General features: G+C 59.7%; 14 protein-coding genes. 8 read left to right on the forward strand and 6 right to left on the reverse strand.

Annotated features, from left to right (window positions below):
• The first annotated feature begins 28 nt into the window (after positions 1-28).
• The 4 genes from ACVWZG_RS07670 (at position 29) to queA (ending at position 4972) form a co-directional block, all read left to right on the forward strand.
• Positions 29-1240: a phosphodiester glycosidase family protein gene (locus ACVWZG_RS07670; protein WP_457405824.1), complete on the forward strand. Its 1212-nt coding sequence runs from the start codon at positions 29-31 to the stop codon at positions 1238-1240.
• A gap of 1072 nt (positions 1241-2312) precedes the next feature.
• Positions 2313-3020 carry a cob(I)yrinic acid a,c-diamide adenosyltransferase gene (locus tag ACVWZG_RS07675; RefSeq protein ID WP_148202730.1) on the forward strand — a complete coding sequence of 236 codons (708 nt, stop codon included), beginning with the start codon at positions 2313-2315 and terminating at the stop codon, positions 3018-3020.
• A gap of 123 nt (positions 3021-3143) precedes the next feature.
• Complete coding sequence (gene dcd, locus ACVWZG_RS07680) at positions 3144-3725, forward strand: dCTP deaminase (RefSeq protein ID WP_011433274.1); 582 nt, start codon at positions 3144-3146, stop codon at positions 3723-3725.
• A gap of 83 nt (positions 3726-3808) precedes the next feature.
• Complete coding sequence (gene queA, locus ACVWZG_RS07685; RefSeq protein ID WP_457405826.1) at positions 3809-4972, forward strand: tRNA preQ1(34) S-adenosylmethionine ribosyltransferase-isomerase QueA; 1164 nt, start codon at positions 3809-3811, stop codon at positions 4970-4972.
• On the opposite strand, the gene ACVWZG_RS07690 is transcribed toward queA, so the two are convergent.
• From ACVWZG_RS07690 to ACVWZG_RS07705, 4 genes are all read right to left on the reverse strand, one after another.
• Entirely contained in the window at positions 4969-5790 is an 822-nt protein-coding gene (locus tag ACVWZG_RS07690; RefSeq protein WP_457405828.1) for an HAD family hydrolase, read from the reverse strand. The genes queA and ACVWZG_RS07690 overlap by 4 nt on opposite strands.
• 61 nt (positions 5791-5851) lie before the next feature.
• Positions 5852-6121, reverse strand: a complete 270-nt coding sequence (locus tag ACVWZG_RS07695) for a hypothetical protein (RefSeq protein WP_414350639.1) — start codon at positions 6119-6121, stop codon at positions 5852-5854.
• A gap of 12 nt (positions 6122-6133) precedes the next feature.
• Positions 6134-7414 carry a beta-ketoacyl-ACP synthase II gene (gene fabF, locus ACVWZG_RS07700; protein WP_457405832.1) on the reverse strand — a complete coding sequence of 427 codons (1281 nt, stop codon included), beginning with the start codon at positions 7412-7414 and terminating at the stop codon, positions 6134-6136.
• A 33-nt stretch (positions 7415-7447) separates the two neighbouring features.
• On the reverse strand, positions 7448-7693 hold the full coding sequence (locus ACVWZG_RS07705; protein ID WP_414343279.1) for an acyl carrier protein: 246 nt from the start codon (positions 7691-7693) through the stop codon (positions 7448-7450).
• A 231-nt stretch (positions 7694-7924) separates the two neighbouring features.
• Here ACVWZG_RS07705 and rpsF point away from each other — a divergent pair, with 231 nt between their 5' ends.
• From rpsF to ACVWZG_RS07725, 4 genes are all read left to right on the forward strand, one after another.
• Entirely contained in the window at positions 7925-8215 is a 291-nt protein-coding gene (gene rpsF, locus ACVWZG_RS07710) for a 30S ribosomal protein S6 (protein WP_414419165.1), read from the forward strand.
• A gap of 73 nt (positions 8216-8288) precedes the next feature.
• Entirely contained in the window at positions 8289-8687 is a 399-nt protein-coding gene (locus tag ACVWZG_RS07715) for a single-stranded DNA-binding protein (RefSeq protein ID WP_414332102.1), read from the forward strand.
• Between the two features lie 27 nt (positions 8688-8714).
• Entirely contained in the window at positions 8715-9413 is a 699-nt protein-coding gene (locus ACVWZG_RS07720; RefSeq protein ID WP_457405834.1) for a M14 family zinc carboxypeptidase, read from the forward strand.
• Positions 9414-9622: 209 nt separating this feature from the next.
• Positions 9623-10156 (forward strand): universal stress protein, encoded by a 534-nt coding sequence (locus tag ACVWZG_RS07725; protein WP_457405836.1) that lies wholly within the window; start codon positions 9623-9625, stop codon positions 10154-10156.
• A 4-nt stretch (positions 10157-10160) separates the two neighbouring features.
• On the opposite strand, the gene ACVWZG_RS07730 is transcribed toward ACVWZG_RS07725, so the two are convergent.
• On the reverse strand, positions 10161-11621 hold the full coding sequence (locus ACVWZG_RS07730) for a DUF4340 domain-containing protein (RefSeq protein ID WP_457405837.1): 1461 nt from the start codon (positions 11619-11621) through the stop codon (positions 10161-10163).
• 18 nt (positions 11622-11639) lie between these two features.
• Entirely contained in the window at positions 11640-13202 is a 1563-nt protein-coding gene (locus ACVWZG_RS07735) for a GldG family protein (protein ID WP_457405839.1), read from the reverse strand.
• Between the last annotated feature and the right edge of the window lie 22 nt (positions 13203-13224).

Genomic DNA, 13224 nt, shown 5'->3' on the forward strand with positions numbered 1-13224 from the left:
AATGGTGAAGCCCTAAAGACGTGAAGACATGTCCAAAACCAAGCTGAGCGCCTGGGTCATGGGCTGGGGGTTAGCCTGCACTGCTGCTCTCTTTTTGCCCAGCGTGGCTGCTCAAGCTCAGGTGACCCTCGGTGTGCAGCCGGTGCGGGTGGTGCAAGGGATCCCTTTGTACCAGAAGGAGGTTTGGGTTGGAGACAATCGGATCCCCGTTTCTATCGTGGTCATTTCTCTCGCAGCGGGCCAACTGCGGCCTATCTGGGCTGCACCTGCGGGGCTGGTGGGTTTGGGGGAGCTGTCTTCCTTTGGCCCCGAACAGGGGGCAGTAGCCGCCATTAACGGTGGGTTTTTCAACCGCAACACCCGTCAGCCGCTGGGGGCAATTCGTCGGGATGGCCGTTGGATCTCCAGCCCCATTTTGGGCCGTGGGGTCATCGCTTGGTCGGATGGGACGGCAGGGCAAGAAGGGGGATCCGTGCGCTTTGCCCGTTTGCGGATGCAAGCAGAGCTGCGCAATGCCATTGGGGATCAAATCCCAGTGGTGGGCATCAATACAGGCTATATCCTGCCCGGCATCTCCCAGTTCACCCCCGACTGGGGATCCACCTACACCACCCAAACGGACGACGAAATGCTCGTGATGGTGCGGCAGGATCAGGTGCAAGAGATTCTGATGGCTGGCCTGGCCGGCAGTTTGACGGTACGGATTCCCAGCGAGGGGTATGTATTGGCAGGGCGGGGGCTAGAAGGTGCCCTAGAAGCCCGCAAGCTGGTTCCCGGGGATCGCCTCAGCCTTCATCTGCGCTTGGATCCGCCCGAGCTGGAGGCCTATCCCCACATCCTAGGGGCAGGGCCGCTCTTGCTCTTGGATGGGCAGGTGGTTTTGGATGCCCGATTGGAGGCATTTCAACCCCTCTTTCGCAGGCAGCGAGCCGCCCGCAGTGCCATTGGTCAACTGGACAGCGGACATTTGCTGCTGGTGACCGCCGGCAATGCCCAGGAAAATCAAGGGCTTACCCTGCTGGAGATGGCGCAGTTGATGCAGCAATTGGGCTGTCGCCATGCCTTGAACTTGGATGGGGGCAATGCTTCCACCTTGGTGCTGGGGGGAGAAGCCGTCAATTGGGAACACCGACACCCAGAAGCCAGCCCACCCAACAGTGAGACGGATCCCAGTCCCTCCCGGCGGCGTACACCCCGAGTTCACAATGGCCTAGGGTTTTTCCCAAGCCCAAGTCGGTGACAGAAAACTTTTGTGCCGGCGGGATGGAGTCTTTTCCCTTTGATCCAGGGATCGAGGGTGGGATCCCCGGACTTCCCGGCTGCTTGGATGAGGGGTCAAGTATTCTCCAGGATTGGATCTACCTTCTCAACAAAAATCTCTCCTCGCCAGAGGAAGGACTCGGCTTTGATTGCGCAATAGGATCCCGGCAATCTCAGCACCCAAAGCCCCAGAGCTTTTTCAGGTCAATTTTAAGTGGGATCCAAACTGAACGCCCAATGCTCATTCTCATAACAGAAATAGAGATTAAATTAAGTAGAAAACATTGGCCTTGAGACCGGTAAGAAAAATGATCAAAGAGGCGATCTCTTGAAGAAGACGACCTCAGAGTATAAAAGGCACGCAATTCTTTACGCTTCTGCTAAATCAGATGCTGGTTTTCAAAAAAGTATTGTCAATAATCCATTTTTGACGAAGATGATTGACGAATTTATATTTCTTCACTCTCGAGGTTAGAAATTAACTCCTTGGACTTTTGGTTACAATTCTCTCTACTACGAATGTTCGCTAATGTGTAGGCCTACCCGGCTCCCGACCAAATGTATAGTTATTTTAAAAATGACTATCTCTCCTGGTGGACAAGGCTTTTGGGGTAGGTTGACCCTTGCTCCTCTCTCGTGGGTGGGCTGCTGGTACTGGCATTCCTGTTTGTGAGAGTTAATCTTATTTGGAAGAAATTGATCTTTTTCTCAAATTTTTATAGAGCACCTCTATACTCAAGTGGGATAGCCCCACACACAAGCTTCTGGGCTAGGCCTGAAATTTTATTGAGATCCCCTGTCAAAGCTTTTCAGGTATTGCCTCTTGTGCCAAAAGGCTAGGATGGGCAAGGATTGTATTTTCTATTACTCTATTGGGGATGATTTGTATGCCAGCTAGAAGCAGAACCGACTCATTGACGGATACGCACAGGTGGTGTTTCATGGAATCCATAGCCGACGCTCTCCACCACTTGTAGGCCTTGTAACCTAGGGCCGTGTTCTCTAGCCTGCTCGCGAGATAGAACGTGGTTTGCACTGCTTCTCCAAATCCTATGCCTTCCTCCAAGGATGCCGCTCCTGTAGCCCGCGCCAAACAGCCTGCGGCTCAAGCCAGCCCTGCTGCCGGCGAGCTTTTCCTTCAGCAGAATGGATCCCTCTCCGCCCAGTTGGTTCCCCAGGGATCCCTGCAGCTTTACACCCACCCCAGCCGGGGCATGTTTACGCCCGTCATGGCTCAGGCGATGCGCTTGGCCGGCCAGGGAACGCGGGTGCTGATCGTGCAATTTCTCAAGGGTGGGATCAATCAGGGGCCCGAAAATCGTCTCTCCCTGGGCAGATCCTTGGAGTGGGTTCGTTGTCGCCTGCACCGCTGCATCGATACACCTCACCTAGAGCCTGAGGAGCGGGTGGCATTGGATGAGCTGTGGCAATTTACCCAGGAGGCTGTCAGGAGTGGCCGCTATGACTTGGTGGTGTTGGATGAGCTGAGCTTGGCTGTGAAGTTGGGCCTGATCCCAGAAGCGGAAGTGCTGAGCTTAATCGACCAACGCCCCATCTCCATGGACATGGTGATCACCGGGCCGGAGATGCCAGATTCGTTTCTGGAGCGGGCCGACTTGATCACGCAGCTGCGCCTACGTGGCATCCCAGGCCCAGGGCTCCGCACTGCCGATGGGAATGTTGCCTGTTCTCTGGATCCCCCTCAAGTCAGCGGCACAGGTGCTATGCCTACAGCAGCCCATGTTGCTCCGCACCGCTAGCGCAAACAGTTTCCGCTCCGAAAGACCTAGGCAACACGGGTCGCGTCAGGGGGGCGGAGTCCCAATAAGACTGGAGCTTGTCCACCAGATGTGCCCTCACTCTCCAGGAAGCCGGCTGTAGCCATGTTGAAAAACGACCGCTGGATCTGTGAGCAAGCGCGGCGAGGGATGATCGAGCCGTTCTGCCCTGAGCTGGTGCGCGCTGTTGAATCTCGGCCCGTTTTGAGTTACGGGCTGTCTTCCTACGGCTACGACATCCGCTTGTCGCCGGTGGAGTTCAAGATCTTCCGCCATGTGCCCGGCACAGTGGTGGATCCCAAACGGTTTAACCCCAAGAATCTGGAAGCGGTGGAGCTGCACCACGACGAGATGGGGGATTACTTTATCATCCCGGCCCATTCCTATGGGTTGGGGGTGTCCTTGGAACGGCTGCAAGTTCCGGATAACATTACCGTGATCTGCATTGGCAAATCTTCCTATGCCAGGGTGGGCCTGATTGCCAACCTGACGCCCGCTGAGGCGGGATGGCGGGGTTATCTCACCCTGGAGTTTTCCAACGCCTCTAGCGCCGACTGCCGTGTGTACGCCAACGAAGGGGTGGTCCAGCTTCTTTTTCTGGAAGGGGATCCCTGCCAAGTGACCTACGCCGACCGCGCTGGCAAGTATCAGGATCAGCCGCAGCAGGTGGTGGTGGCCAAGGTTTAGCCGCTTCCCTCAAAAGGGAGAGGGTTGGCGGGATCCGGTTGGCTATGCTGGATCCACGTAGAACCCCATCTTGATTCATCTCCATGCCTGACTCTTTTTCGCCTGCTGCCGCTCCCCCCGGTAAGGCTGAGCCTTTGGGCGATAGGGAGCCCAATCCGGATCTGCTCACAGCTTCCTACGACTACACCCTCCCTCCAGATCGGATTGCGCAAACGCCGGTGGAGCCCAGGGATCAGGCGCGGATGCTGGTGGTGTACCCGGATAGGCACGAGCATCGCCGCTTCTGCCATCTGCCTGACTACCTGCAGGAAGGGGATCTGCTGGTTCTCAACGATACCAAGGTGATCCCGGCCCGCCTGTTCGGGGCCAAGGAACCCTCCGGGGCACGGGTCGAAGTGTTGCTGCTGGAGCCTTGTCTGGAAGGGATCCCTGCCGCCGCCCAACCTCTGCCGGATCAGGCGTGGAACTGGCGGGTTTTGGTCAGCCCGGGCAAACGGGTGAAGGTGGGGGATCGGATTGGTTTTTGGAGCAAGGAGGGATCCCCCTCTGGGCTGAGAGCCACCGTTCTGGCTTTGGATCTGGAAACCGGCGGGCGAGTGGTGCAGTTTGAGTGGGAGGGGGCACAGCCTTTTGAGGAAATCCTAGAGCAGGTGGGCCGGATCCCGCTTCCTCCCTACATCAAGGCTTCCGGACAGGTTCGCCCTCAAGACTACCAAACCCTCTGGGCAAAACACCCCGGATCGGTGGCTGCTCCCACGGCAGGGCTGCATTTTACCCAGGAGCTGCTGGAGCGGCTGGCCCAAAAAGGGATCCAAACGGCCTACATCACCCTGAACATCGGCCTGGGTACCTTCCGACCGGTGGAAGCGGAGCGGGTAACCGAGCATCGTCTCCACAGCGAGTGGCTCAAGGTGCCGGCAGAAACGGTGGCAGCCATCCAAAAAGCCCAAGCCCGAGGGGGGCGGGTGATCGCGGTGGGAACGACTGTGGTGCGCTCTTTGGAAACCGCGGCAGCCTCTGGCACCTTGCAGCCTTGGCAGGGGAAAAGCGATCTATTCATCTACCCCGGCTACTCCTGGCGGGTGATTCAAGGACTGGTCACCAATTTTCATCTGCCCCGCTCCAGCCTGATGATGCTGGTGGCTGCGCTGATCGGGCGGCAAAGGCTGCTGGATCTCTACCGAGAGGCCGTCGACCAGGGGTATCGCTTCTATTCCTTTGGGGATGGCATGCTGATCCTGCCCTAGGGCTGGGGCTGACCTCCCTGGGATCCCTTGAAGGAACCGGCCTCCGCTTCTGCTTCAACTGGGGTCGAAGGACGGTCTTGGCCGCCGGCAAACCAATTCTGGATGCGCTCCCATTCCACCTGGTGGTAGCCGTCCACCGCCCAATTGGCCCGCCGCTGCAGCATGTGCAGAGGAAAGAAGGTGGCCAGAGCCAGCACCGGGATCCCTGCCGAACGGGCTGCCTGAATGCCGGAGTAGGTGGCTTCAATGCTCAAACACGCCTGGGCAGGCAATTCCATCCGCTGCAAAAGCAGGCGGTGCAAGTGTCCTGGGGAAAGCATTGGGCCTGCATCATCCCCCGTCACTCGGTAGGAGCCCACATCGGTCAACCGCGTCAGGGCCGGGCAACAGGACTGGAAACGCTCCAGAAAAGCGGTCACCTCGGCTGCCGATTGGCCGCACAGCAGGCCGACCTTCAGTTGCAGCCGCTCCAGCGTCTCCAAAGTTTCCGCCAAACCGGGAATGAGAGGCAATTCCCTCTGCCCCTGCAAAGCCTGTCGGTAGTATAGGGCCTTGCGTTTCAGCAGCTCTTCCAGCTGCTTGGGGTTGAGCACCCGCCCCTGCTCCCCCCACAGAGCCGGCAGGCGCTCTCGATCCGGTCGGCCCAGGTATTGCAGCCGATAGAGCTCCCGCTGCCCAGGGGATCCCGACTGAGGCCAGCAGAGGTTCCAGGGGCGCAGGTTCTCTTCCACCAGCAGTTGGTTGATGGCCTGTAGGTGCAAGTTCTCGTCATCGGCCACCACTCCACTCCAGCTCAAGATCACCCCTTGCAGTCCCATAGGGGGGACATCACCCTCTGCTAACGACCGCAACCCAACTGCATCAAAGCAGATGGCTTGTCTATCCATTTTGGACGCGACGCTCGAACTCTTCCCGAGTGGTGTCCACCAATTGCACTGCCTCTGGATAGAGCTGAGGATGGTTTTGCTTCAGCCAACTGAGCACCCGCGCCAGTTGGGCTGCACACAGATCCAAGTCCGCTTGAAAAATAACCGCCGCCGCCATGTGCTGAGCATATTCGGGCGGGTGACCCTGCTGCGCCAGCTCCGCTGTCAAAGCGGCCAAGGCCTGTTGGCGAACTGAGGGCAGTGAACTTTCGGGAGAAGACATAGGCCAAGCCCTTCAAGCGGGAGAGTAGCGGCGCAAGGCCAGCGTGACGTTGTGCCCACCAAACCCAAAGGCATTCACCAAAGCGGCCTCAACAGCCATCTGCCGCCCCTTGTGGGGGACAAAATCCAGCCCTTCGCACTCGGGATCGGGGTTGTCCAAGTTGAGGGTGGGAGGAACCCAGCCGTGGTGGATGGCCAAAGCTGTGGCCACCGTGGCAATGCCGCCCGCTCCCCCCAACAGGTGGCCGGTCATGGACTTGGTGGCGCTGATGGCCAAACGGGGGGCATGCTCGCCAAAGACCGACTTGATGGCCTGGACCTCGGCGATATCCCCTACAGGGGTGCTGGTGGCATGGGCATTGATGTGTTGCACATCCCCAGGCTGAAGCCCGGCATCCTTGAGGGCCAGCCGCATCGCCCGGGCCGCTCCCTCGCCGCCGGGGGCAGGGTTGGTCATGTGGTGGGCATCGCAGGTGAGGCCATAGCCGACTATCTCCGCATAGATCTTGGCCCCGCGGGCGCGGGCGTGCTCCAACTCCTCCAGCACCAGGATCCCTGCTCCTTCCCCCATGACAAAGCCATCCCGATCCCGATCAAAGGGCCTACAGGCTTGCTCCGGGGTGTCGTTGCGGGTGGAAAGGGCCTTCATGGCACTGAACCCCGCCATGGACAAAGGGGTGACCGCCGCTTCCGTGCCACCTGTAATCGCCGCTTGCACCTCTCCCCTCTGGATGAGCCGAAAGGCATCGCCAATGGCGTTGGAGCCAGAGGCACAGGCCGTAACTGTGCAGGAATTGGGGCCTTTGGCGCCAAAATGAATGGCCAGGTGACCCGCAGCCATATTGGCGATCATCATGGGCACCATGAAGGGGCTACAGCGATCCGGCCCTTTCTGCAGATAGATGGTCTGCTGCTCTTCCAAGACGCGGATGCCGCCGATGCCGGTGCCCAAGATCACCCCCACTTGCTCGGCGTTGAGATCGGTGATGCGAAAGTCAGCGTCCTCCAAGGCTTGCCGGGTGGCCGCCATCGCCAGATGCACAAAGCGGTCGGTGCGCTTGACATCCTTGCGATCCAAATAGTCGAGGGGATCAAATCCCTTCACCTCTCCGGCAATACGGCAGTCGTGGCGGGAGGCATCGAAATGGGTAATCGGCCCAATGCCGGAGCGCCCTGCCAGCAGGCTCTGCCAAAACTCGGCAGGAGAGTTGCCGATGGGGGTGACCGCGCCCAGCCCCGTAATCACAACGCGGCGGGTTGGCCTGAGAGCAGTGGCGGGATCCAGAGTAGCCATCGTCCGGTGTTAGCCCAGGGGTATGGAGGCAGATTAGGCAGCTTTCTTCGAGAGGATGTAGTTGACAGCGTCTTGCACGGTGGCGATCCTTTCTGCATCTTCATCGGGGATCTCCAGGTCGAATTCCTCTTCAAAAGCCATGACCAGCTCCACCGTATCAAGGCTGTCGGCCCCCAGGTCGTTCTGGAAATTGGCTTCTGGGGTCACTTTGTCATCTTCCACGCCCAGTTGATCGGACACGATCTTACGAACACGGCTGTAAACTTCGTCTGCGCTCATGCTTGGAATCCCAACTCTCGATTCAGCGTGTCTTGGCCGGGCCAACCAGCGGCCAATGAAGCAATCCCTATTGTATCGGACAATGGATCCCCTCTTGTGAGCAGCCTCACCTGCATTGGCTGCTGCGGCCAGGGTATGGGAATTGGGCGGCAGCCTTTTCGGTTGTGGGAAAGAAAAGCTAGTATAGTCCACTGCGTCTCTACCACTGGATTCTAAGGAGAACTTGCTTCCATGCCCCGCGCTTACGAAACGATGCTGATTGTGCGTCCTGATCTGTCAGATGAACCCCTCGAACAACTGCTCAGCAGTCAGGAGGCAATCCTGCGAGAGAACGGAGTAACCCACGTGGAGATTACCAATAGGGGCAAGCGCCGCTTTGCCGGGTTTGAGATGAAAAAGTTTAAGGAAGGTCTGTACATCCAGTTCAACTACGAAGCCGAACCCAGTGCGGTGGCTGCCTGGGAGAAAAACCTGCGCATCAACGAGAGTGTGCTGCGCCACATGACTCTCCGCGTCGGCTAGGTTTGACGGCATCCTGGCCTGCGGGCATGATGGAAGTGCCCTGAGCTGCCCCTTATCCCTGGATGGCTCCGTTATGAACTCGATTGTGTTGATGGGCGAGGTTCTGTCTGAGCCAGAGCTGCGCTACACCCCTGATAACTTAGCTGTTGCGTCCTTGGTGATTGGCTTTCCCAGCTTGCGCCCGGATGAGCCGCCCTATCGCGTGCGCGTTTCCTCTTTTGGAGAACTGGCCAAAAGGGTGGTGGACACCTGCCATGTGGGCGACCAAATCACAGTGGAAGGCCAACTGCACATGAATGTGGTGGAGCGAGATGGGCGCAAGGAAAAGCTGGCCGAGATCACCGCGCGCCGTGTCCATCAACTGGGATCCGCTCGCGTCCTCTCTCTGACGGGGATGGGCGAACCGGCGATTGTGGAATCCTCTGAGGGGGATGTGGTTTCCCCACCGGAGCCGGACGATCTCCCGTTCTAACGGTTGCGAAACTTGCCGGGATCCCCCATGTCTCAAAAACTTGGCGAACCTTTGGGATCCCTGCGGGTCATCGGCTACTCGGTGCAGGGGCGTCCCATTCACCTTTGGCAGCTCACCCAAGGGAGCCGCTCCTTGCTGCTGATCGGCGGAGTACACGGGGACGAGGTGGAAGGATACACTCTGATCGAGCGCTATGTGGCCTCGGGGAGATGGGGATCCTTGGCCGGGAAGGCGACCTTGTGGGCGATCCCTCGCTTGAACCCGGATGGCTGTGCCCTGGGGCAACGTCTCAATGCCAACGGTGTGGATCTCAACCGCAATCTGCCCACCCAAGATTGGATCCCGGCCTCTTTGGAAGCTCGCTATCCGCCCGGAGCAGCCCCAGGCTCCGAGCCCGAGACGCAGGCGTTGTTGGGGGGCTTGGCCCAGATGCGGCCCCAATTTATCCTTTCTGCCCACTCCTGTCAGGCACACCCCTGTGTGAACTACAACGGCCCTGCCCTTGAGCTGGCCCAGGTGATGGCCGCTTGCAACGGCTTGCCCATTACCGCCGACATTGGCTACCCTACCCCTGGTTCTCTGGGCACTTGGGCAGGGCAGGAACGGCGGATCCCAACCCTAACGCTGGAAATCCTGCGGGGCACTCCCCTCGATCAAGTCTGGCAAGAGCAGGCCGAGGCGCTGCAGGCGGTGTTGGAGTGGGCAGCCCAAGGCGATGCCTTCTGACCGGTGTCAAGATCTCTGAACTTTCGTTGCCAATCTGCCTAGTTCGTTCAAGATATCTCGGGTTTTCTCGCCCAAATCTTCTACAACACAGATAGGTGGGGCAGAGCAGAGGGGAGCTTGGAGTCGAGGGAAAAGGGGTCAGAGGTCAACCCCGAAGTCACGCTGCTTCTGCCTTGTGCCCCGCTGTCAGCCATCTGGAGGAAGCCGATATGTTCAGCAGGATTTTGGTGGCATTGGATCGGTCGGAGCTGAGCCAGGGAGTATTTCAAAAGGCCGTCCAAGTGGCCAAGGCCATGCAGGCCCAGATGATGATTCTCCATGTTCTGTCTCAGGAAGAGCCGGGCGCCCCAGAGCCGCCGATGATCCTGGGGGTGGACTATAGCTCCGCCATCAGCGCCGAGCTGTGGCAGTCCTACCGGGAGCAATGCGCCATCTTCGAGCAAAACCAGATCGACTACCTGCGCTCGCTGGTGGAGAAAGCGGCTGAGCACGGGATCCGTGCTGAGTACAGCCTCAACTACGGCAACCCCGGTCGGGTCATCTGCGATCTGGCCCGCTCTTGGGATGCGGACTTGGTGGTGGTGGGCCGCCGCGGCCACTCCGGCCTGAGCGAGCTGTTTCTGGGCAGCGTCAGCAACTACGTGCTGCACCGCGCCCCCTGCTCGGTGCTGACGATACAAGGGGAAGCCCTGAAAAAAGCAACCCAAACCGCGGAGGAGAAGACAGCTACCTCTGCTGGCTAAGGCTCTAGGAACTCGGGGGCGAGGGGGTGGAAGGCGGTTGCGTGAGTGGGGCGGAGTCCTTGCTCTCCGGCTGGCCTTCCAAGAGGCGATTCATTTCGGTTTCCAGGCTGTTGAAGGTGCTCAGCTCGATCACGGCAATGTCCGGCTGGCGGCTGCTTTGCACATAGGCCCGCAAGCCAGAGGAGGCCAAGCTCAGGGCCAAGGGATCCTGCTCGGCGTCAGGCTTGGGCTCAAAGGTCAGCCGTAGGTCGGGCTCAGACAACACCCTTTGGGCTTCCGCGTCGGCCTGTTCCACAAACTCCTTGGCGCGGGCAGCATTCAGGCTGGAGAACAGAGAGCTGAGATCCACAGGCTGGCCCGGTTGCTCCGGGTTTTCCCAGCGCAGCTCCAAGGATCCCTTCTCTGAAGGCCGAGGGGTGAGGGTGACCTTTTCCCCTTGGGATTCTAAGGTGACTTGGCCCACTTGGTTGGCGTTGAGGCGGGCAATGCGGTGATCCCGCAGCTCTTCCAAGTCAGAGCGGAGAATATCGGCGGTGCTGGTGAGCAGGGTGGCCACTGCCGGGTGCTCAGAGGTGATGACGTACACCTGGCCATCTTTCTCCGATCCCAAAGCGACCTTCAGGGTTTTGCCCTCCTCCAGCTCTACCGTCAGCCGGGCGGAAGGCTGCTCCAGGCCATAGGGGGCGAGCTCGTCTTTGGTCTCGGCGGGGAACTCCACGGCCTGCAGGCGGGCCAGAGTATTGAGCAAGCGGTTGACGTTGATCTCATCGGCAGGCAGCTCGCGGGGCTCGACAATCTGCCAAGTATCGTCTTGCCGCTGCAGGCGAACAACTTCCGGCTCCGCCTCTGCCAACTGCACTTGCAGGGCTTTCACCTCGGCTGTATCAAACTGAAGCAAAGTCTTGTCCCGCAAAGCCAAGAGAGAGGGCAACAGGGATCCCTTCTGGGCACTGCTTAGAAGCACCACCTGTCCCCCTTCGGGCTGGGCGTAGAAGCCAGAGCCGTCGAAGTTGTTGTTGCCGATGGCTAGGCGGTAGGAATCCCCTTCTTTGGGGAAAAGGGCAATTTGGTGTCGCGGCTGATCCAGGCCAAAAGCGGCTAGGTCGGTGGCCCCCTCTAGGGTGATTTGGGGAGTGAGGCGGGAGAAGGTGTTGAGCAACTGCTCAATGGGGAAGTCCAGCGCCGCTGACTGAATGGGACTGACAATCCGCCAGCGGGATCCCTCTTCTTCTGGATTGCGCTCCAAAAGGATTTCCAAGTACTCCGCACCGCTGCCGCGAACGGGTTCCCCCTCTTTCTGTTGGCGGATTTCAATGCGGGCGATGGTGTCGGTGGCAAAGTGGAACAGCCGCGCTCGCTCCGCCTGTTGCTCCTGACGCAGTTGCCGGATGTTGTCCAAGAGGAAGTAGCCCAGCAAACAGGCCACCGCCAAACCCAGGAGAATCCAGGTGGTTCGCTTGAACATGCCTGCTTTCCTCCAGCTCTACCGTCTTTGCCACCACAGGGCAGCTCCGGAACCCAGGGCCGCCAAGGGCAAAAGGACCGTTGATCCCAGCACCAGCCAGCGGAAGTTTTGACCGGTCAGGGTGAGACGGCGATCCGTGATGGATTTGGGGCGGATGGAGATCTGCTCCGTTTGCTCAGTCAGCCAGTTGAGGGTGTTCAAGAAGAGATCCCGGTTGCCCTGCTGCCGCAAGTTGCCGTTGAGGGCAAAGTTGACATTGCCGATCACCACCAGGCGGGCCTCCTGCCGGGATCCCGAGCCCTGTTCTGGGTCGGTGTCCAGACGGCGGGTTAAAGCAACGCCCAGGGTAAGGGGGCCAGGCTTGTCCTGCTCCGGATCGAACTGCAGGGGGCCACTTTCCAGGTCAGGACTGGTCTCCCCCCAGCTTTGCGGGCCGGTGCGCAGCAAGGGCGTGGCTTGGATCCCTTCGCGGGCTTCGGTTTCCACAGAGCGGGCCAGGGGGAACAGGGTCATTAGCCGCTGGGCCGCCAAGGGGGCGGTGATGGGGTGATCCCCGTAGGTAGTAACCAGGGCAACCGCCGGCCCTGTCCCCAACAGTTGGCTGACGCTGCTCACCTCAATGAGGATGTCATCCCCCAAGACCACGCCCCACTCTTCCAGCAAGGGATCCAGGCCAGCCTCCACCCGCGGCCCGATCAGCAACAGCAGCCGTCCGCCTTTCGCCAGATAATCCTGCAGTTTCTCCACCTCGCCGGGGAACAAAGCCCGCTGTGGCCCCGCCAGCACCAGGACATCCGCCTCTTCTGGGATCCCCGATTGCACCAAGTTGAGGGGCTCTACCCGATAGCCTTCCTGACCCAGGGCTGCCGCCGCCTGGGCCAGAGTTGGAGTACCTTCCCTCGCTTCCAGCCCCACTTCCCCGTGCCCTTGCACGAAATAGGCCAGCAACTCCCCTCGGTTGACCACTTTGGACAGGACGGGGGTCAGCTTGCTCTCCAGATCAGGGGCAGGGGGCTGAGGCAGTTGTTGCCGGCTTTCTCCGGCCTCCACCACCAGGGTGTTGTTCTGGGTCACCTGCAGCCGCTGAATGGTCAGGGGATCCCGGTTGGGATCCACAAACTCAAACTGGAAGCGGTTGGGGTTGAGGCGGCGATAGCGCTCCAGTTGTTCCCGCAAGTTGGGATCCGGCGCCGTGGTTGCCACCCAAACTTTGACCGGCTGCGCCAATCCCTGCACCAATTGCCGGGTTTGGGGCGAGAGGGTAAACAGACCCTCCTCGGTGAGATCCAGCCGCAGGTCGTAGCGCACCGCCACCACATTCACCAGCACCAGAATGACGGCCATCGCCGCCGCCGCCACCAGGATGTTGGCGTTGGTCTGGGTGGAACGCAAACCGAGGAAGACCCCCACCTCCTGCCGGTGGGTGATGCCCCAAGCCACCAGCAGGGCCAAACCTGTTGCCAGCATGCTCAGGGGCACAGCCGTCCAACCGGTAAAGGCGGATCCCACCACCAGGCCAATGGCGATGACGCCGATGCCCAGGATCCCTGTCCAGTCCTTTAACGCGCGCCAGTCCTTCATAATGCTCCGCACCGCTGCCGCA

Source organism: Thermostichus sp. OS-CIW-33, from assembly GCF_054059615.1.